Source organism: Candidatus Paceibacterota bacterium, from assembly GCA_035452965.1.
GTDB lineage: Bacteria > Verrucomicrobiota > Verrucomicrobiia > Limisphaerales > UBA8199 > UBA8199.
The window spans coordinates 56,978-77,647 of the sequence record DAOTCE010000022.1; the positions used below are offsets into that span (position 1 = coordinate 56,978).

Annotated in this window: 18 protein-coding genes; 15 read left to right on the top strand and 3 right to left on the bottom strand. The window is 63.4% G+C overall.

Annotated features, from left to right (window positions below):
• Nucleotides 1-113: 113 nt before the first annotated feature.
• Both P5205_15560 and P5205_15565 read left to right on the top strand, forming a co-directional pair.
• A complete protein-coding gene (locus P5205_15560; GenBank protein HSA11777.1) occupies nt 114-2,114 on the top strand; it encodes a serine/threonine-protein kinase in 2,001 nt (666 codons plus the stop codon).
• Nucleotides 2,115-2,225: 111 nt separating this feature from the next.
• Nucleotides 2,226-4,127 (top strand): N-acetylmuramoyl-L-alanine amidase, encoded by a 1,902-nt coding sequence (locus tag P5205_15565; GenBank protein HSA11778.1) that lies wholly within the window; start codon nt 2,226-2,228, stop codon nt 4,125-4,127.
• Nucleotides 4,128-4,277: 150 nt separating this feature from the next.
• Here the strand turns inward: P5205_15565 and P5205_15570 are convergent, their stop codons facing one another.
• The gene (locus P5205_15570; GenBank protein HSA11779.1) at nt 4,278-5,495 is read right to left on the bottom strand and encodes an SRPBCC domain-containing protein; all 1,218 of its coding nucleotides are present in this window, start codon (nt 5,493-5,495) and stop codon (nt 4,278-4,280) included.
• Nucleotides 5,496-5,686: 191 nt separating this feature from the next.
• Here P5205_15570 and P5205_15575 point away from each other — a divergent pair, with 191 nt between their 5' ends.
• The 4 genes from P5205_15575 to P5205_15590 all read left to right on the top strand — a co-directional run bounded on the left by P5205_15575 (nt 5,687) and on the right by P5205_15590 (nt 10,326).
• Complete coding sequence (locus P5205_15575; protein HSA11780.1) at nt 5,687-6,952, top strand: hypothetical protein; 1,266 nt, start codon at nt 5,687-5,689, stop codon at nt 6,950-6,952.
• A complete protein-coding gene (locus tag P5205_15580) occupies nt 6,949-7,542 on the top strand; it encodes a TIGR00730 family Rossman fold protein (GenBank protein ID HSA11781.1) in 594 nt (197 codons plus the stop codon). The genes P5205_15575 and P5205_15580 overlap by 4 nt, the downstream gene beginning before the upstream one ends.
• A 273-nt stretch (nt 7,543-7,815) precedes the next feature.
• Nucleotides 7,816-9,153 carry a hypothetical protein gene (locus P5205_15585; GenBank protein HSA11782.1) on the top strand — a complete coding sequence of 446 codons (1,338 nt, stop codon included), beginning with the start codon at nt 7,816-7,818 and terminating at the stop codon, nt 9,151-9,153.
• 9 nt (nt 9,154-9,162) lie between these two features.
• Nucleotides 9,163-10,326, top strand: coding sequence for a sialidase family protein (locus P5205_15590; protein HSA11783.1), 1,164 nt, complete (start codon nt 9,163-9,165; stop codon nt 10,324-10,326).
• Here P5205_15590 and hisA read toward each other — a convergent pair.
• On the bottom strand, nt 10,323-11,093 hold the full coding sequence (gene hisA, locus P5205_15595; protein ID HSA11784.1) for a phosphoribosylformimino-5-aminoimidazole carboxamide ribotide isomerase: 771 nt from the start codon (nt 11,091-11,093) through the stop codon (nt 10,323-10,325). The genes P5205_15590 and hisA overlap by 4 nt on opposite strands.
• A 284-nt stretch (nt 11,094-11,377) precedes the next feature.
• On the opposite strand from hisA, the gene P5205_15600 reads away from it, so the two are divergent.
• The 5 genes from P5205_15600 to P5205_15620 all read left to right on the top strand — a co-directional run bounded on the left by P5205_15600 (nt 11,378) and on the right by P5205_15620 (nt 14,820).
• Nucleotides 11,378-11,875, top strand: a complete 498-nt coding sequence (locus P5205_15600) for an NADAR family protein (GenBank protein ID HSA11785.1) — start codon at nt 11,378-11,380, stop codon at nt 11,873-11,875.
• A gap of 67 nt (nt 11,876-11,942) precedes the next feature.
• Complete coding sequence (locus tag P5205_15605) at nt 11,943-12,956, top strand: PfkB family carbohydrate kinase (protein HSA11786.1); 1,014 nt, start codon at nt 11,943-11,945, stop codon at nt 12,954-12,956.
• A gap of 109 nt (nt 12,957-13,065) precedes the next feature.
• Nucleotides 13,066-13,842, top strand: a complete 777-nt coding sequence (gene panB / locus P5205_15610) for a 3-methyl-2-oxobutanoate hydroxymethyltransferase (protein ID HSA11787.1) — start codon at nt 13,066-13,068, stop codon at nt 13,840-13,842.
• A gap of 1 nt (nt 13,843) precedes the next feature.
• Nucleotides 13,844-14,296, top strand: coding sequence for a cyclic pyranopterin monophosphate synthase MoaC (gene moaC, locus P5205_15615; protein HSA11788.1), 453 nt, complete (start codon nt 13,844-13,846; stop codon nt 14,294-14,296).
• A gap of 14 nt (nt 14,297-14,310) precedes the next feature.
• A complete protein-coding gene (locus P5205_15620) occupies nt 14,311-14,820 on the top strand; it encodes a MogA/MoaB family molybdenum cofactor biosynthesis protein (protein ID HSA11789.1) in 510 nt (169 codons plus the stop codon).
• A gap of 376 nt (nt 14,821-15,196) precedes the next feature.
• On the opposite strand, the gene P5205_15625 is transcribed toward P5205_15620, so the two are convergent.
• Nucleotides 15,197-16,369 (bottom strand): formylglycine-generating enzyme family protein, encoded by a 1,173-nt coding sequence (locus tag P5205_15625; GenBank protein ID HSA11790.1) that lies wholly within the window; start codon nt 16,367-16,369, stop codon nt 15,197-15,199.
• Between the two features lie 306 nt (nt 16,370-16,675).
• On the opposite strand from P5205_15625, the gene P5205_15630 reads away from it, so the two are divergent.
• From P5205_15630 to sppA, 4 genes are all read left to right on the top strand, one after another.
• Nucleotides 16,676-17,884, top strand: a complete 1,209-nt coding sequence (locus tag P5205_15630) for a PilT/PilU family type 4a pilus ATPase (GenBank protein ID HSA11791.1) — start codon at nt 16,676-16,678, stop codon at nt 17,882-17,884.
• Between the two features lie 2 nt (nt 17,885-17,886).
• Complete coding sequence (locus P5205_15635) at nt 17,887-18,312, top strand: hypothetical protein (protein HSA11792.1); 426 nt, start codon at nt 17,887-17,889, stop codon at nt 18,310-18,312.
• 56 nt (nt 18,313-18,368) lie between these two features.
• Complete coding sequence (locus P5205_15640) at nt 18,369-19,466, top strand: pyridoxal phosphate-dependent aminotransferase family protein (protein ID HSA11793.1); 1,098 nt, start codon at nt 18,369-18,371, stop codon at nt 19,464-19,466.
• 176 nt (nt 19,467-19,642) lie between these two features.
• Nucleotides 19,643-20,668 carry a signal peptide peptidase SppA gene (sppA, locus tag P5205_15645; GenBank protein ID HSA11794.1) on the top strand — a complete coding sequence of 342 codons (1,026 nt, stop codon included), beginning with the start codon at nt 19,643-19,645 and terminating at the stop codon, nt 20,666-20,668.
• Nucleotides 20,669-20,670 lie beyond the last annotated feature (2 nt).

Here is a 20,670-nt window from a genome sequence, read left to right on the forward strand (position 1 = left end):
AGCAGTTCGGGGGGCACACGGGGTGCCGGGTTAAGTTGGTTGCCTTATACCGGCATTGCTATTCCGAAGGCCTTTTGTAAGCTTCCGCCAAGCAATGCCTTCCCGGCCGCACCGTGAGCCTTAACGCCATCCGCCAACACAAGTGTTTTCGGCCCATCACCGGGGCGGTGCTTGCAGCTCTGTGCGGGCTGGCGCTTTGGTGGATGCCGATTGGTGAGAAGTTTGCGCATGCGAGCTACGATTACCTGTTTCGCTTCGGCAGCCGTGCGGTGACGAACCAGGTCGTCCTCGTGCTGATGGACAATGACGCTCATGACGTTCTCCACCAGTCGCGCGACCGCGTCTGGGACCGAGGCTTGCACGCGAAGCTGCTTGACAAGCTTGCCGCGGACGGCTGCCCACTCGTGGTATTCGACGTCTTCTTTGCCGAGCCTGGCGGCGTTCGTGAGGTGGACGAGCGACTGGCGGAGGCCATAAGACGCTGCGCTTGTGTCGTATTGATGGCAAAACAGGCTGGCACGGTGCTACCGGGGGCGGCCGCCGCGCGCCCCACACTCCCAATGGAACTGTTCCTGGCTGCTGCCCGGACCAACTGGGGCGTTGCCTGGTTCGATCCCGAGCACAGCCCGATCGTGCGTCGTCACTGGCCTTTTCCTTCGCCTGGCCCGTACCCCAGCCTGCCTTGGACAGCCGCCATCCTCTCAGGGGCGCGCCTGGATGACCGACCCCAGGAACGGTGGTTGCGGTATTACGGGGCTGATGGCGCCTGGAGCGGCCTGAGCTACCATTGGGCACTGGCCAAGACGAACAACTTCTTCCGCGACAGGATCGTGTTCATCGGCAACAAACCCAGGACCACCGTGCCGGACGGTGAGGTGGATAAGTTCCAGACACCCTACATCCACTGGAGGCACGAGGCGGTCGGCGGCGTGGAACTCCTGGCCACACAGTTTCTGAACCTGATGAATCGTGATTGGCTGGAACGACCCGCCTGGCCGGTGGAACTGTTGTTGTTCACGCTGACTGGGGCGTGCCTTGGCGGCGGACTTTGTCAATTGCGCCGATGGCACGCGTGTGTGGTTGCTTGCGGGGCCGCAATTGTCCTGACGCTTGGGTCGGTAGTTCTCACCCACCTCACGAGCTACTGGATTCCCTGGCTCGTAGTAGTCGGCGGCCAACTGCCTTATGCGCTGGCTTGGGCCTTGTGGCCGCCCAAGGCACATACACATCTTCAACCAATCCCTCAGACCACCATTGTGTTGACATTTCCGGACCAGAAACCGCCCGACGCCCCTGAATACGAGCTGTTTGAACCACCCCTCGGGGAAGGGGGCTTCGGAAAAGTCTGGCTAGTCCGCAATGCCATTGGCCAGTGGCAAGCGCTCAAGGCAGTTTACCAGTCGAAGTTTGGTGACAACCCCGGTCCTTACGAAGCCGAGTACAAGGGGCTGCAAAAATACAAGCCGGTCTCGGAAAAGCACCCGGGCCTGCTCCGCCTTGAGCTTGTCAGCCGGAAGAAAGGGGAGGGCTACTTTTACTACGTCATGGAGCTAGGTGACTCCCAGACGGAGGGCTGGGAGACGAATCCTGCCACTTACAAAGCCAAGGACTTGGAATGCGTTAGGAAGCAGGCCGATGGGCACCGGCTCCCGCTTGCGGAATGCCTGCGGATCGGGATTACCCTGGCCGATGCGCTCGATTTCCTGCATCGCCAAGGTCTTACCCATCGGGACATCAAGCCCTCGAATATCATTTTCGTCAATGGCCGGCCGAAGCTGGCGGACATCGGCCTCGTAACGGATATTCGACCGCCGGAGTTCATCCACACCTGGGTCGGCACTGCCGGCTATATGCCGCCACCTCCCGAACGGCCCGGCACTGCCCAGGCCGACATCTATGCCCTGGGCATGGTTCTGTATGTCATCAGCACGGGCCGCACCCCTGATTTCTTCCCCGCGCTCAAGACCACCCTCATGGAGCGGAGCGGGCATGCGGATTTCCGGCGGCTGGATGACATCATCCTCAAGGCCTGCCAACCGGATTGCGCGCAACGCTACCAGTGCACCTCCGAATTGCTGCACGCCTTGCAGGGGGTCCAACAAACCCGGGACTGAGATTTCTTCCGGGTAGCTGCCCGGGTTTTGCGTCACGTGGAGGCACTGGCAAAACCCTCGCCTGCCCGCCTTCGGACTTGATGCGCTCCGGATGACCCCTATGCTCCGGCCATGACTAAGTCCAACCATCAGGTCCGGGCAATTCGTGCGAACGATCCTCGACGGGCATCGCTCATCGCCGCCGTCGCTGTGGCGGTTCTCATGTCGCCGTTGCCCCCCGCTCGCACGTTGGCCGCGCCAGACAACGCGGGCGAGACAAGAGAAGCGTTATCACTGAGGATCCTTGACCCGCGCGGCGATGCCGCCTCGACCGTGCGGGAGGTGGCGCACATCCTGGGCTGGACAGCGCCGGACGCGAAGGTCGTGGTTGGCGGGGAAGCTGCCCGGGTTTTCGCCACCGGCATCTTCGTGCGCGACAACGTCCCCCTGCAGATGGGCGAGAACCGGATCACCGTGGTGGCCACAGCGCCAAACGGACAGAAAGCCGAGCAGGTTCTCACAGTCACCCGCACCGCCGGGCCGCCCGCGCCGCCCGAACCCTCCGAGCGCAGCCTGGAGATAGACGCCGAGAGCATCGAGCCTGCCCAGAACGTCATCCTGTCCCGCGGCGACATCCTCCAGCTCAGTTTTCACGGCACCCCGGGCCAGAAGGCTGAATACTCTCTGTCCCCTGGCAACTGGCAGCCGATGTCCGAGGCGCGCGAAGATTCCTCGACCCGGCTTACGGGCCTCTACCGCGCCTCCCTGGTGGCGACGCCGAACTCCGACACGACCAGCGTGCCTGTTGTTTTCCGCTTGCAGAGCAAGGGCTCCGAGACCAGCGCCACCAGCAAGGCCAAGGTCGGATTCTGGGGTGAATCGCAACTGCGGTTGGTGCGCGTGGTCGAGGACGGCGCGGCGGTAAGCTTCGGCCTGCACGAGGTCCGCCTCGGCGGCCCTTACCTGGCCGACCTGCCGGCTGGAACCCTGCTCCGGGTCTGCGGCATGAGGGGCAACTACTACCACATCCGCCTCACGCCGGACATGGACGGCTGGATCTCCAGCCGCGATGTCGAGCCAGCGCCCGCCGGGGCGCCCCCGCCCCATCTCTCGTTCACCGACCTTTCCGTCTATGGCAACGAATCGGAGGACCGGGTCGGCATCCCTTACCCTGCTCCTGTGCCTTTCGCGGTGAAGCCGGCTGTCAGCCCCGCGGGCCGCGCCGCGCTGGAGGTTGACTTCTATGGCGCACACCACGCCGCCACCTGGATCAGCCACCGGCCCACCGCCCGGGTCATTCGCGAGGTCACCCTCCAGCAGGTCGCGACGGATCATCTGCGGCTGTGCGTAGAGCTGCAGACCAAACAGCTCTGGGGCTACCAGTGGGCCGTGACTAACCGCTCGCTCCTGCTCACCGTCCGTCGCCCGCCCGCGCTTGCGCCTGCACCCGGCTCGCCCCTCAAGGGCCTCACCCTCGCTTTGGAAGCAGGCCATGGGGGCAGCGGCTCCGGCGCCCGGGGCGTCAGCGGCAGCCAGGAAAAGGACATCAACCGCCTCGCCGTCGAGGAATTGGCGCGCCAGTTCGAGGCCGCCGGCGCCAGGACCCTCCTCGTCCGCCCCGGCGATGAGAACCCTTCGCTCTCCGAGCGCGTCCGCCGCGCTGTTACGGCAAACGCCGATCTGTTCATCAGCGTCCACGCCAACTCCGCCGGCCACCAGCGCGGCTACCTGAGCGTTTCGGGCACCAGCACCTACTACAAATGGCCGTTCTGCCGGGACCTGTCCGAGGCCATACACGCCCGCCTGTTGGAAATCACCAAGCTCAACGACTTCGGCAACGTGGGCAATTTCAATTACTACCCGCTGCGCGCCAACACTTGGATGCCTTCGATGCTCGTCGAGCAGGCGTTCATGTCCAACCCGGAGGATGAAGCCAAGATGCTCGATCCCGGGTTCCGCAAGGAAATGATGCGCGCTGTGATCGCGGGCACTGAAGACTGGCTGAACCGTCAACGCACCGAGGCGAAGGAATAGGTGCTCCACGCATTGGCGCGTTGGGCAAATCAGCACTCCTCCCGGGGGCGCCTGGTAGCGACCCAACAGTGAGAAGTTGCTCGCATCCCCCCGCACGGGGGAATAGCAGCGCCCCTCCAGCGCGCCGCTATCCCCCCCTTCACTATCGGGTCACATCGAATGCAGAGCGATGCGGTTGCCTTCGCTATCGAGCACTACGGCGCGGAAGCCATAGGGACCAATTTGATGCTTCGGCTGCAACACTTTGCCGCCGTTGGGTTCGACGGCCGCGACCGCCTGGTCAATCCGGCCCTGGCAGCTCAGGTAGATCAAGGTCCCGCGCTGCGACGGTTCGTTGCCTTCCCGCCCGGGCGACAGACATCCGCTTACGGCATTCTCCCCCGCGTGCGGCAGCAGGCCGAAAGTCGTGCCCTCGCATTGCTCTCTGGTGATGGGTGCGCCCAGCACAGCCGAATAAAACCGGATGGCGCGATCGAGATCGGTGACCGGTATGTCGCACCAAACGATCTGGTTGGCGCCGCACGTGCCTGCCTTGGCCAGTGGTTGGATGATGCCCAGGGCAGCGCCGCGCGGGTCCTGGAACACCGCAATCCGGCCGACCGTCGGCACATCAAACGGCTCCATCAGCAATCGGCCCCCCGCTTCGCGGACCTTCTGCGCCGTTGCGTCCACGTCGGCAACCGTTACGTAACTCAACCAGTGCGGGGGTACGCCGTCCATTCGCGCCGAAGCCAGGCCGCCAACGTCTTTCCCCGCGTTCTTCCAGAGCGTGTAATTCACGTCCGTGCCCGGAAACCTGGCCGTCTGCCATCCCATCACCGCCTCATAGAATTTCTTCGCGGCGGCTTCGTCATCAGTCACCAGTTCATTCCAGCAGAATTGACCGGCCGGAATTGGGTCTTGCTGTTTCGCTGCCGCTCCTGCCAGGTGCCTTTCCAGGTTGTCCAGGCATTCGTTCCAGCCGCGCTGGTGATCCTGTTTCACCTCGTCGTTCGGCAAATGGCCGTGGGTAATCTGGATTTCGGTGGTGCCGTTGCGTTCCAGAAATTCCACGGTTACCAGCGACTCGCCGAACTCCAGCTTCGGGTGGCCGCTAAGGTTCCAGGTGTAAACCAGGCGGCTGGGCCGTCTCAGTTCACGGAACATGCCGTGTAAACTGACGTTCCCGTATTCTTTTGTTCTGAGCCGAAGCTGATATTCCCCGCCAGCTCGCGGATGGATGCGGGCGGATACAGCGCGGCAATCCTCCGGCCCAAACCATTTCAGCAGGTCGGCCGGCGTGATCCAAGCCGTGAATACCCGCTCGCGCGGTGCTCTGATCAGCCGCGTCACCCGCAGTTCGAGGCCTTGTTCAACCGCTACACTCATATTAATCCTTTCTGTTAATTGTTGTTCTGACCTCACCGTACCCCTTCCGTCCGGGCCACGCCACTGGGGTAGATACCTACCTTGCTCAACAGGGACTTGCCAGCTCTCGCACAATCTGTAACTGTTGCCCCCGCAATGGATGAACACCGGTTTGCCGATGCAACTCATTTAACTCATTTAACTTCGACGCTATGAATACAGTCACCTCGCTCAAGACCATCACCAAGAACGTCAAACCCCTGGCCGAAGCCGCCTTGCAGGAGACTGGCGGCCTGCTGCGCCTCGCGCCCAACTGGGTCCCCCGCTCTTTCCTCCAGCCGGGGCTGCGTATCAAGCTCCATCCCGACGACACCTATGCGTACGGCGCCAACCGCGGCGGCATTGACGAACGCTGGTTCGCCTCCACCACCGAGGCCGCGAACGAGGGCCGCGTCCCGGACGAGGGCCTGAGCTACTGCGTCGTTGGCAAGCGGCGCTTCACCTTGCGCCAGGCCGTCGCGGATTGCGGCGCCACCATCGTCGGCAAGGCCATCTGGAAGAAGTACGGCAAGTGGCCGGTGTACTCCAAGTTCTTCGACAACATGGGCCCCATCCCCTTGCACATGCACCAGAACGCCAAACAGGCCAGGCTGGTCGGCCAGGAAGGCAAGCCCGAGTCTTACTACTTCCCGCCGCAGCAGAATAACGTAGGGAACAACTTCCCCTACACGTTTTTCGGCCTCGAACCCGGCACGACCAAGGCCCAGGTCCGCAAGTGCATCGAGGACTGGAACAAAGGCGACAACGGCATCCTCGATCTCTCGAAGGCTTACCGCCTGAAACCTGGCACTGGCTGGCTCGTCGGCCCCTGCATCCTCCACGCTCCCGGCTCGTTCTGCACCTATGAACCGCAGTGGGGCAGCGACGTTTTCGGCATGTATCAGAGCATGGTCGAAGGTCGCTATGTCCCCTGGTCCCTCCTCGTCAAAGACATGCCCAAGAGCAAGCACAAGGACCTGGACTTCATCGTGGACCAGCTCGACTGGGACGCCAATGTGGACCCGAAGTTCAAGGATCACCACTACCTCGAACCCGTGCCCGTGGCCGACACGCGAAAGGAAGGCTACGTGGACCGCTGGATCGTCTATGGCAAGATTGACGGCGCGCAGCTTTTCACCGCCAAGGAACTCACCGTCGATGCCGGCGCGAAGTGCACTATCAGGGACAAGGGCGCTTACGGCCTGATCTGCGTGCAGGGCAGCGGCAAGATCAATGAGCAACCTCTTAATAGTCCCAAGCTCATTCGCTTCAAAGAGCTGACCGAGGATGAATACTTCTGCACCGAAGACGGCGCCAAGGCCGGCGTCACCTTCGAGAACACCAGCGAAACCGAACCGCTGGTTTGCCTGCGTTATTTTGGTCCCGAAGTGAATCCCGACGCGCCCGCCATGGGCGCTTACCGCAAGAACAAGTTCTGAAGCGGATCTGCATCTACTGCGGTTCCAGCCCGGGCGCACTGTCGGCATACGCCGAGGCGGCCCGGCACTGCGGCACGGTGCTGGCCCAGCGCGGCCTGACTGTCGTCTATGGCGGCGGCAACGTCGGGCTGATGGGAATCCTGGCCGACGCGGCCCTCGCGGCGGGCGGCGAGGTCATCGGCGTCATCCCGCGCAGCATGATGGCCTGCGAATTGGGCCACATGGGGATAACGTCCCTAATCCCCGTCAACTCCATGCACGAGCGGAAGCAGAACATGGCCGATCTCTCGGACGCCTTCCTCGCACTGCCGGGAGGCATCGGCACCATGGAAGAGCTGTTCGAAGCCTACACCTGGCTGCAGCTCGGCATCCATCACAAGCCCGTCGGCCTGCTCAACGTATGCGGCTACTACGATCGGCTGGTGGAGTTCCTCGCCCACATGAGCGGTCAGCGTTTCCTGAAGCCAAAGCACCTTGAGACGCTGGTGGTGGAGGACAACGTCGAGCGCTTGCTCGATCGCTTCGCCCGCTTCAACCACCAGCCTGTCGGCAAGTGGATGGATCGGAAGCCGACCAACACGACGCCCTGATCACGGCTGCTGAGGTTATTCCTGACCCAGACGCCGCTGCATCCGACGAGTGGCCACAGAGAGTTTATCGGCTGGATGGCGAATTTGAATTTTTGGCTCGTGCAGTTTTGGGCCGGCAGGCTAAATAGCGGCATGCGCGGCCCATACCTTCCCTGCCCGAATACCTTGACCTGCCGAGGTGCCATTCTGACTTGCGCCATTTCTGCGCTGCTTGTCTCGTCGTACTGTGGCGCCAGTCAAGTCCTCCAGCTCGGCTCTCAGCGTGAGCTGTTTGTGGATCACTATCTCATCGAGAGCATGGTGGGCCTGGAACTGCGGCTGCATGAACCGCGACGCGAAGGTGTGGCGCTCAAGTTCGACCGCCCGTGGGAAGGCGGGTTCTCCTGCTACACCACAGTCATCAAGGACGGCCCGACTTACCGCATGTATTACCGCGGCATGCCGGACGCCCGCCCCGACGACAGCCCCTTGGCGGTCGTCTGCTACGCCGAGTCGCCCGATGGCATCGCCTGGACCAAGCCCAGCCTCGGCCTGTTCACCGTCCGGGGCACGCGCGACAACAACGTCATCTTCACCAACGCCCCCTTCTCCCACAACTTCAGCCCCCTGCTGGACTCGCGCCCGGGCGTGCCCAAAGCCGAACGTTACAAGGCCCTCGCGGGCGACAGCAAACGGGGCCTGCACGCCTTCAAGTCCGCCGACGGCATCCACTGGAGCCGGTTGCACGCCGAACCGGTCTTCACGAACGGCATCTTCGACTCGCAGAACGTCGCCTTCTGGTCTGGCGCCGAGCAGCAATACCTCTGCTACTTCCGGAGCTGGAAGAAGATCGGGAAGGAGAACTTCCGCTGGATCTCGCGCACATCCAGCAAAGACTTCGTCCATTGGACTGAACCCATGGAAATGGACTACGGCGACACGCCCCCCGAGCATCTTTACACCAACGGGACGCATCCCTATTACCGCGCCCCGCAGGTCTATATCGCGCTCGCGAAGCGGTTCTTCCCCGCCAAGGCCGCCTTTAGTCCCGAGAGGTCGCGCGCGCTGGTCAGCCACGCCGGTTATCGCGTCGCTTCCAGCGATTCGGTCTTCTTCACCACGCGCGGCGGAAACCGCTACGACCGACCGTTCATGGAAGCTTTCATCCGCCCGGGGCCAAGCGCGTCGGATTGGGTGGCGCGCGACAACACCCCCGCCCTGGGCGTGGTCCCGGCCAATGACCGGGACATGTTCATTTACCGGGTATCGCATTACGCCCAGCCCACCTGTCACATGGCGCGATATGTCCTCCGCACGGACGGTTTTGCCTCGGTGCACGCGCCATTCCGGGGCGGTGAGTTGGTGACCAAGCCATTCACGTTCTCCGGCGGCCAACTGGGACTCAACTTCCAGACCAGCGCCGCCGGTGGCCTGCGCGTCGAAATCCAGGATGAAGCGGGCAAACCACTGCCCGGCTTCGCGCTGGCGGACTGTCCGGAGGCCATAGGCGACGAGATCGAGCGGGTCGTGGCATGGTCAGGCGGGACCGACGTGGCCGCCCTGGCCGGCAAGACGGTGCGGTTGCGTTTCGTTCTGCGGGACGCTGACTTGTATTCGCTGAGATTCTTCTAGCTGGCACCTATGCACATAGCAATTCTGACCGCAACATTACTGGGCGCGATCGGCTTATTCGGGGTGGAGGCTGCCGTCCCGGAACAACAGGAGGTATTCCTCGCCGGCCAGGGGGGCTACCACACTTACCGCATTCCCGCCCTGATCGTCACGAAGAACAATACCCTGCTGGCCTTCTGCGAAGGCCGCAAGAACAGCCGCTCGGACACCGGCGACATTGACTTGCTCCTCAGGCGCTCCACGGACGGGGGCAAGACCTGGGGTGCGCAGCAAGTCGTGTGGGACGACGGGCCGAACACCTGCGGCAACCCGTGCCCCGTCGTGGATGAGCAGACTGGCACCATCTGGCTACTGCTGACGCATAACCCGGGCAACACGCACGAGGCCCAGATCAAGGAGCGGCAGCCGGGCGGCACCCGAACCGTCTGGGTGGCGCGCAGCGATGACGACGGCAAAACGTGGTCCGCGCCCGCCGACATTACCAGCACCACTAAAGAGCCCGGCTGGGGTTGGTACGCGACCGGCCCCGGCGTCGGCATCCAGGTCCAGCACGGCCCACACCGGGGCCGGCTCGTGATTCCCTGCGACCATTCCTACCACCGGACGGATGGAGCGGGAGAAGAGGGCAGCGTCGGAAACGGCTCACATGTGATCTACAGCGACGACCAGGGCCGCACCTGGAAACTGGGCGGCACCGCGCGCCCGCATATGAACGAGTCACAGGTGGCAGAGCTGGCCGATGGCAAAGGCACCCTGCTCCTGAACATGCGCACCACCTCCAGGACCGGCCGCCGGGGGCAATCACTCAGTCGCGACGGCGGCTTGACCTGGACGGCTCCGGCGTTCCAACCGGAGCTGGTCGAACCTCGCTGCCAGGCAAGCCTATTGCGTCACAGCTGGCCCGAGGGAGAAAGGTCGGGACGTATTCTCTTCTCCAATCCCGCCGGCGTGGGCCGCACAAATTTGACCGTGCGGGTCAGTCTCGACGATGGAAAGACATGGCCGGTCGCAAGAACGCTTAACAAGGCGCACTCCGCCTATTCGTGCCTGGCGGTCCTCCCTGATGGTTCCATAGGTTGCCTCTACGAACGCGGCCGCGCGAACCCCTACCAGCAAATCACCTTTGCCCGCTTCTCCCTCGCCTGGCTCAGCACAAGCGGCGGCTCGCGCTAGGCGGGGGAATTCAGCCGGCGGTTGAACGCCACGGCGTCTTCATACCGCACCCCGCTGCCGCCGAAGATGTCCAGAGCAGAACCGATGGTCAGGTCAATCCTCCCCTGCCCCAGTTCGGTCACGGCCTGCAGGTCCGCCAGCGAACTGGCGCCGCCCGCGTAGGTGGTGGGAATGGGCGACCACCCGCCCAGCCTGGATACCAGCTCCCGGTCAATGCCCCGGCACTGCCCCTCCACGTCCACGGCGTGAATGAGAAACTCGGCGCAGGAGCTGGCCAGCGTTGCCAGGTTCTCCCGGCTGACCGCAAGGTTAGTGAACTTCTGCCAGCGGTCAGTGACCACGTAGTAATCCGTGCCACGCCGACGGCAGCTTAGGTCCAGCACCAGCCGCGCCCGACCAATAGCCTCGACAAGCTGCCCGAGGCGCTCCCAGTCCACCTGGCCGCCGCGAAACACCCAGGAGGTGACAATCACGTGTGAGGCACCGGCGTCCAGCCACGATTGCGCGTTGTCGAGATTGACGCCGCCGCCGACCTGGAGTCCGCCAGGGTAGGCCTGCAACGCGGCGTGGGCCTCGGCCTCGTTGCCGGGGCCGAGCATGATCACGTGCCCGCCCTTGAGGCCATCGCGCTGGTAAAGGCCGGCATACCACGCCGCGGGCCGATCCGAGACGAAGTTCGTCCGCAGCCGCCCGGGCTCCGCGCCAAGCGTGCCGCCGACAATCTGTTTCACTTTGCCTTCGTGCAGATCTATGCAGGGACGAAACATCGCAAGGCCCCGAATCTAAAGCCTGACGGCCAAAGTCTAAAGCCCAAAGTCACGTACCAAAGCTTGAAAGCCAACGCGGGTGGTGTCAAAACACGCGTGTGCGCCGGCTGATGCTGATTTTGCTTGTGACCCTTGCGGGTTGTCAGTGCCCGCAGCAGCAGGGGTCCTCGGCCCAGTCAGGCCGGGAGCCAGGCTATCCCGCACACTGGTGGGCCCCGATCTCGAAGGAGGGCGCGCCGGCGTGGGAGATGCTGCCCCAGGAGGCCGGTCCCGGGGAGGTGATTTTGACCAAGCGTAATGAGCTGGGATTGCTGTCCAACTTTGCCGCAACGCCTTTTGTCTTTCACGGCCGCCGCTACGCCAGCCTGGAAGGCTTCTGGCAGATGATGAAATACCCGGAAGGCCCGGATGACCCACGCGCGACTTTTCCCGGTCTGCACTGGGCTTTCAATCGGGAGCAGGTGGCGCAGTTGACGGGCTTTGCGGCCAAGCGGGCGGGCACACTCGCCGAACAGAACATGCTGAAGATGGGCATAGGCTGGGTGAGCTTCGAAGGAAAGCGCTTCGACTACAAACCCGCCACTCCTGGCGAGCATTGCCGCCTCATCGCGGCGGCGACCCGGGAGAAAGTCCGGCAGAATCCGCAGGTGCAGAAAGCCTTGCTGGCGACTGGCAACCTCGTCCTCAAGCCGGACCATCACCAGGACCCAAATGCGCCCGCGGCCTGGCGCTATTGCGAGATCCTCATGCACATCAGGACCGAGCTGCGGCAACAACGCTGACCCGCGAAAGCGCACTCCCCTTCGCCTCTCGACAAATAGCCACGGCTGCGGCTTAATTGCGCCGGACATGAACCAGACGAAGCTTTCCGTTGTGCGCGTCCGCCAAATCCTGGCCAAGGCAAGGCAGACTCGCCTCCTTGTCATCGGCGACGCCATGCTCGACCACTTCGTGCGGGGCAGCGTGGGTCGCATTTCGCCCGAGGCGCCCGTGCCGGTCCTGGATTTTGAGGGCGAGGATTTTATGCCGGGCGGGGCGGCCAACGTCGCGCGCAACCTGACAGCGCTGGAAGTGCCAACCGAGCTGCTGGGGGCTGTGGGCGGCGACGTGGCGGGCGAACAGCTCAAGCGCCTGCTGGGGGAGCATCACATCGGTTGCCACGGACTCCTCACCGACCCCGCGCGCCTCACCAGTGTCAAGACGCGCGTGGTAGCCCAGAAACAGCAAGTGGTCCGCATTGATCGTGAATCTCGCGACGGGCTCAGCGCACCCATTGCCGATCGGCTCGTGAAGACGATGGAGCGGATGGTCCGGGGCGCCGGAGCGGTAATCGTCGGCGATTATGGCAAGGGGGTGGTCACGCAACCATTGCTGGACGAGATCAAGCGGATTTGTCGCGCCCACGGCGTCTGGCTTAGCCTGGATCCCAAGCCGGTGCACAAGCTCGATTTGTCCCGGCTGTCACTGATCACCCCCAACCGCAAGGAAGCCTTCGAGCTGGCTGGCTTGCCGGATGAAACGCGGCACCAAAATCCATTCAAGGACACTAATCTGCTGCGCGCCGCCGGGTGCCTGCTAAACGAGCTGCGGCCGGCGCTGCTGCTGATTACGCTGGGCGAGTTGGGCATGCTGCTTTGCCGCCACGGCCAGAAGCCGTTCCACATTCCGACGGTCGCGCAGGAAGTGTTCGATGTGTCGGGAGCCGGCGACACAGTGATTGCCACCTTTACGCTGGCGATTGCAGCCGGCGCCTCGCCGCTGGAGGCGGCCATTATCTCCAACCACGCCGCCGGCATCGTCGTCGGCAAAGCCGGCACCGCCACCGTCTCCCCCGGGGAATTGCTGGCGAGCTTCAAGCCGTAGCCTGAACATCTCGCGGCTGCGAAAGCGGCGCGCGCGGCGGAGTGCACGCCTCGTGGCCGCTGTTCAATTTCAGCTTGTCGGGGGCGGCTCCAGCCGCGATGGTTGGAGCATGACGGGGACCAAAGTAACCGCTGAGACTATTCGCTCGATGAAAGCGCGGGGCGAGAGAATCGCCGCGCTGACCGCTTACGACTTTCCCATGACCCGGCTGCTGGATGAAGCCGGCATTCCCCTGATATTGGTGGGCGACTCGCTGGGCATGGTCGTGCTCGGTTACCCCGACACCACCCATGTCACCATGGCGGAGATGGAACATCACGTCCGGGCGGCGGCGCGGGCAAAACCCCGCGCCCTGCTGGTGGCGGACATGCCTTACCGCAGCTACGAGACCGTGGCGGACTCAGTGGCAAACGCAAAACGCCTTGCAAAGGCCGGGGCGGAAGCCGTCAAGGCCGAAGGGGGACTCGAAATTCAGGACCAGGTGCGAGCCATCGTGGCGAGCGGCATTCCCTTTCTGGGTCATCTCGGGATGCTGCCCCAGCACGTGCTGGAAGAAGGCGGCTACCGCGTCAAAGGCAAGACCGAGCCGGAGCATCAGAAACTGCTGGCGGATGCGCAGGCGCTGGCTCGAGCCGGGGCTTTTGCCGTTGTGCTCGAACTGATCACGGCGCGGGTAAGCGCGGAACTGACCCGCCAGGTGCCCATCCCTACCATTGGAATTGGCGCTGGTCCGGATTGTGACGGGCAGATACTGGTCACGCCCGATCTGCTTGGGATGCTGCCCTGGTACGACCTCAAGCACGTGAAGCCCAGGCTCAACGCCGCCGAACAGATGCGAAAGGTAGTCAAGGAATGGAAACGGGGTGTCGAAGGGGTCAAGGAGTGAATTGAAAACGCTAACCCATATTGACGCGCGGGGGGAGGCGAGCATGGTGGACGTCTCGGCCAAGCCCGTGATGCTGCGGGAAGCCGTTGCCCGTGGCGAGGTCCGGCTGCAACGTGCCACGCTCCAGCTCATCGAATCCCAGACCATCGCCAAGGGCAACGTGCTGGCCGCCGCGCGGCTGGCGGGCATCCTGGCCGCGAAGAAGACGGGTGAACTCATCCCGCTTTGTCATCCGCTGCCGCTGACGCATTGCGAGGTCAGCTTCGACATCCCCCGGACCCGCGACCGGATCGTCATCACCGCTGCCGCGAGGATTGCCGCGCAGACAGGCGTGGAGATGGAAGCCCTCACGGCCGTGAGCGTGGCGGCGCTCACGATCTACGACATGTGCAAGGCAGCGGACAAGACCATGCGCCTGACCAACGTGCGGCTGGTATCCAAAACCAAGCGCTGAACAAGATCCTCCGCATGGAGATTCAGACCGGTATCATCACCATCTCGGATAGGGCGGCCAAAGGGCTTTACGCCGATTTGAGCGGCCCGGCGCTGCGGACGGCAGCCGAAAGGCATGGCTGGAAGGTGGCCGCGCAATCGTTGGTGGCGGATGAGCCGCGGGAAATTCAGCGGGCGGTGCGGGAGCAGATCCGGCGGGGCTGCCGGCTCGTGCTGACCGCCGGCGGCACGGGCGTGGGACCGCGCGATGTGACCCCTGAGGCGGTGCGCGAAATCGCCAGGCGCGAGCTGCCCGGCTTTGGAGAAACGATGCGGCTGGAATCATTGAAGCTGACCCGGAACGCGATTCTGTCACGAAGCCTGGCGGTGGTGGTGGACCAGGCGTTGGTGATCTGCCTGCCCGGCAAGCCGCAGGCGGCGGTTGAGTGCCTGGGATTCGTCGCGGGTGCCATTCCACACTGCCTGGAAGTGTTGGGCGAAGCCCCGCCAGGCAAGCCGATTGTGTCCGGGGAATGGAAGCCGTAGCGGAGGAGCGGCGGCACAGTTGCAATGGCCGCACGCCAGCGCTGGCTTGCGTTGGGCTGGACTATGGCTCGTTAGTGAGGTCAGGCTACGGTGTGTATCCCATGGGGAGCGCTCCCCATGGGATACACACCGTAGCACCACCGCGTCAGCACCGTATCCCCCAGCCAAACACGCCGGGGTCAGCGGGGACTGGAAAGGGCAGGCAGGCAGCATCACTGTCCAAAAACTGGACAGTGCGCGAGGCTGGAGGTTGAGGTAGCCCATCCGGGTTTGGCGGTGGGCACTGATGACATTGTGTTACCTTTGCCTCGTCCATCCGGAAGGTGAGAGTAGAAATCCCCGTTGGCGCGTCCCGGCTATCCTTGATGAACCGAAATCAGAGCCCTCTCACGCAACGAAACCCGAAAGTGCCGGCAGCCCCCTCCGGGTCGTTGAGGCTGCGGTCGGCGCACCGAGCGACGTGGGCGTGGCTTTGCCAGCTGCCGCCCCGCAAGACACGGAAGCCGCCGACAGAGGCAGGGCCACGTGGATTATTGCTTGGCGAAGAGCTGTAGTAGCTGCTCGAATACCAATCCCAACACCACTCCCACACGTTCCCGGCCATGTCATACAACCCATACCCGTTGGGCGCAAAATAGCCCGCCGGACTGGTGTACGGGTCAACGTCATCATCAAACGTCGGATGATACTCCCGTGTAAGACTGGTGTCGTAGGGGTAGCCCGGGTAACTGAGGTAATTTGCCCAGGTGTGCTGGATGGTATCCGGATCGCTCCATGGAAAGCGGTGCCCGCTCACCCCGCCCCGCGCCGCCTTCTCCCACTCCGCCTCCGTCGGCAGCCGATATCCGTTTGCATTCCACTTGGGGTGAGGTGTGCCCGTCCCGGTCTTATACACCGTGCTCAACCCCGATTCGTTGTAGTAGCACGGCACAAGCCCCTCCTTCTGGCTCCGCGCATTGCACCACTTCGCGCAGTCCCGCCAACTCACCCGCTGCACCGGGTGAGTGGCCGCCTTGCCGGAACCAGCACATTCGTATGTGTACCCGTTTCCCGCGTTCCACGCCTTCACCTCGTCCCACAACGCCTTGGTCACTTCATACCGGTCCATGTAGAACGCGCTCACATACACCGTGTGCAACGGAAGCTCATCGGGATCACCCTCACCGCTGGCCATGCAGTTGCCCATGGGAAAGCTGCCGGCGGGGATGAGAACCATGCCGGGGGGAGGCGGCGCGATGCTCACCAACTCCTCCACGCGGTAAAACCGCTGCGAGACCGCCGCCGCGCCGGTGTCCACATATTCATACGGGCTTTCGCTCACCACCAGGTTCGTCAACACCTTCCACTGGGGCTGGCCCAAATTGGTGCAGCATTGAATCTGGTTGGTCAGGCCCAGGTCACTCTGAACGTCAAACCGCACCACGCCCGCCACCATGGTGAGGTTCGTGATGACCGGCGCTGCCCCCAGCGCCGCCAGCCCAGCCCCGAACGCCAGCGCGCACAGGCATAGGCTGATGGTTCGAGATGCGTTACTTATGCAGGTGTTCATGCTTGTTCCTTCCAGAAGTCGAGTGCGATCAGCCCGTTGCCCTGAGAGGCATCCGCCGCCCAGAGAGTTTGCCCGCCCATTCTTGAGCATTTGTAGCAGACGTTTTAGTATCCAGGCAATCGTAACCGCCAACGTCAGTTGGCGCATTCTCTTGCCGGAACGGAGATTAGCGCCAACTGACGTTGGTGGCTACATCTTCTTGAACCCGCCCGGCGCAGGAGTTCCCAACACTCAGGGCGCCTGGTCTGCGCCCGGGCAACAAAGGAACCTTTTGCCATGACCGGTGTTGCCAGGTAGAATCAGCTCATGGACCTGGAATCACTGATCAGCCTGGCGGCAGACAATGGCGCCAGCGACCTGCACCTGGAAGCGGGGCTGCCCCCGGCAATGCGGATTCGAGGCGAATTGCGGACGACTGGAGAGCCCCTGCCGGCAAACCATCTGGCGGAAATGGCCCGGGCTGTAACTGGCGAAGCGGAATGGCCGCGGTTCCTCGAGCAGCGGTCATACGACTGCTCGCGCAATATCGCCGGCTCGCGCTGCCGCCTCAACATCTTTATGACTTCACGCGGCGTCGGCTTTGCCATTCGGCTCCTGGCCGCTTTCACCGCCACCATCGAGAAGCTCAATCTGCATCCCGACTTCAAGAAGCTGGTCAGCGGCCACCACGGGCTGATCCTGGTCAGCGGCGCCACGGGTTCGGGCAAATCCTCAACCCTGGCGGCTTTGATTGAGCAGATCAACATGACCGAGACGCGTCACATTCTGACGATTGAAAGCCCCATTGAGTTTACCTTCCGCCCCCGCCGCGCCTACATCCGGCAGCGGGAGGTCGGCCGTGACACGCCCAGCTTCGAACAGGCGCTGATTGACTCTCTGCGCGAGGATCCCGATGTGTTGATGGTGGGCGAGATGCGCGACCCGGAAACGATGCGGCTTACGTTGAGCGCGGCGGAAACCGGACACCTGGTCATGGCCACCGTCCATTCCTCGACCTGCGCGGAGGCCCTGCAAAGAGTCGTTTCGGCCTTCCCGGCCGAAATCCAGAGCAGCGTGGCGGCGCAACTGGCGGATTGCATGCTCGCGGTCATTTCCCAGCGCCTGCACTTTCGGCCCGAGTTGAAGATCCGCGTGCCGGAATGCGAGATTCTGGTGCCAACGCACGCGGTGAAGAACTTCATCCGAAACCGCGATTTCTTCAAGATCTCCTCCTCCCTCGAAACAGGCGCCGAGCACGGCATGTGGACGCTGCAACGTTATCGCTCGTGGCTGGCCAGCCGGAAGAGCTGGTACATTCCCGGGCAAAGCCCCGAACCGGGCGATGGCGAGACGGCCGCGGCGACACCGGCCCCTGAGCGTCCTCCGGCCTTTCCCATCTCGCTCAAGCCGGCCAAAACCGAAGCCAAACATGGCTCCCGCTCGCACACCCCGGGCGCCAAATCCCCGGCGCGTATCGAGATTGAACCGGGCGACAGCGAGTTTGGCAAAATCCTGAAGCGGCCGGGGGAGCAATAGCCATGGTGTTCAAGCGGCGTGACGAGCTGATTCACTCCGTGATCTGCGCGGTCTGCGCCTCCTTGCTGGCGGCGACAGCCGCCGGGGGCTGTGTCTCCAGGAGCAAGGCCAAGCTCCAGGCGCGGGAAGCGTTCCTCGCGGGCCAACAGGAGGCCATTGCCAGAATGCAGCAAAACCAGGGGCCGACGGTCACGATCGTTGGCGAGGTGCGGAACCGCGTCGTCCCCTGGACTGAGGGCCTGACGCTGACGCAAGCCCTGCTGGCCGCCGATTACTACGGCGCGTCCGACCCGGCGCAAGTCATCATCGTGCGCAACGGCATCGGGAAGCGCTACGATCCAAGACAGGTGCTTGAGGGATTGGAAATCGGCTTGCAGCCGGGGGATATCGTGCAGCTCCTGTCGCAATCCTCGACACCCGGGCCGTAGGCCGGCGATCACTTTTCGCGTGCCCTTCGGCTGCGGCTGATTTATAGGTTGACGCCATGACCGAGCCTGAACCGCTTCAGCAAGTTGATCGTACCTGCATACGCTATCGCCGACGCAAACTCGCTTACTTCTCCGGCTGCGACTACTTCCGCCTCGCCAGCCATCCGCGCGTGGCCGCCGCCTTGCGGCAGGGATTGAAGAAGTACGGCTTGAACGTGGCGGCCTCACGGATGACCACCGGCAACCACATCCTGTACGGCGAATTGGAGCGCGAGCTCGCCGCTTTCTTCGCCGCGGAAAGCGCGCTGGTGGTGCCCAGCGGCTACGCGACCAACCTCGTGGTCGCGCAGACGCTGGCGGGGTCCTTCTCTCACGCGCTGATTGATAGCACCGCGCACACCTCGCTTTCGGACGCGGCCCGGTTGCTGGACTGCCCGGTGCTCCAGTTCAAGTCCCGGGATGCTGAAGCGCTGGCCGGGACAGCTCGGCGCTGCGGTCCCGGAGCGAGGCTGATCGTGCTCACCGACGGGATGTTCTCCGGTGACGGCTCCGCGGCGCCGCTGGCCGAATACCTCAAGGTCCTTCCCAAAGACGCGCTGCTGCTGGTGGACGACGCCCACGGCGCCGGCGTGTTGGGCCGCACCGGCAAAGGGGCGCTCGAACATGCGGGGGTCAGCCGTCGCCGGATCATCCAAACGGTGACCTTAAGCAAAGCGTTCGGCGCTTATGGCGGTGCGATTCTCTGCACTGCGGCGTTCCGGCGCAATATCCTGGACCGGAGCCATATGTTCATCGGCTCCACGCCTCTGCCCTTGCCGCTGGCGGCCGCGGCGCTGGCAGGGGTGCGGATATTGAAAGCGGATCCGGGCCCGAGGCGGCGACTGGCTGACAACGCCGCTTATGTGAAGACGGCACTGCGCAACGCGGGCCTGCCACTGGCCGAGGCGCCTGGACCGATTATCCGGCTGCTCCCGCGACGGCGCAGCGACGCGATCCGTCTGCGGCGCGCCCTGCTCGCGGCAGGCATCTTTCCACCGTTCATCAAGTATCCCGGCGGCCCGCCCGGCGGCTGCTTCCGCTTCGTCATTTCAAGCGAGCACAGCCGCCCGCAACTGGACGCGCTGCTCAAGGTATTGCGCTTGCGCCAGTTTTGACCTCACGACACCCGGCGCCATCCAATGCGCTTGCCCGGCTCCCGGACTTGCGTTAGTTTCCGCTCCATATGGATGACAACGCGCCGCCACCGCTGACCCCCCCGCCACCGTTAAGCCCGCCCCCGCTGATAACGCCACCGGCGTCAACACCCCCGCGCCGGCGCGGCCGCGGTTGGATGGTCTTTGCTCTCGTGGTGCTGGTCTTGCTGGTGATCAGCGTGTTCTTCAATATCGGGCATGCGCTGAGCGGCCTGGTGCCGGTCAAGGTCGCAGGCTACCAGTCTTCTGGCCCTCGGATCGAGGAGGTCCTCAAGGAGGACAACAACTCCTCCAGCAAGATTGCCCTGGTCACTTTGGATGGCATCATCACCAGCCAGGCAATTGACCAGGGCGGCTACAGCATGGTGGATGTGACCAAGGCCCAATTGAAGCGCGCGGCGGAGGACGACAGAGTCAAGGCGGTCATCCTGAAGGTGGATTCGCCGGGCGGTGAGGTGCTGGCCTCGGACGAGATCGCCCGGGCTATCGCCGAATTTCAGAGCAAAACGCGCGGCAAGCCGGTGGTCTGCTCGATGGGCAGCCTGGCTGCGTCCGGCGGCTATTATATCTCGGCCCCGTGCCGCTGGATTGTAGCGCATGAACTGACCATCACGGGCAGCATCGGAGTCATCCTGAGCACCTGGAACTATCGCGGCCTGATGGACAAGGTTGGACTGCAGCCGCAGACATTCAAAAGCGGCAAGTATAAGGACATGCTGGGCGGATCACGCGACCCGGACTCCATCACACAGGAGGAGCGCGAGATGGTTCAGGCCCTGGTGAACGAGACTTACAGGAAGTTCACAAATGTGGTGGCGACCGGCCGGGCCCGGGCGCATGACAAGAACCAGACCAAAGGCCGCGCCCTCAGCAAGGAATGGGCTGAGTATGCCGATGGCCGCGTCTTGTCCGGCACGGAAGCCTACAAACTGGGATTCGTGGATGAGCTGGGCACGTTTGAGGATGCCATCAGCCGGGCCAAGGCTCTAGCGGGCATCACGCGCGCCAATCTGGTGGAGTACGAGCAACGTTACGATCTGTCCGATTTCTTCCGGCTCTTTGGGCAAACTGACAGCAAGGTCGTCAAAGTGGACCTCGGCGTGGAAGCGCCCAAGCTCCGGGCCGGCCAACTCTACTTCCTCTCGCCCACCTTCCTGCAATAGGG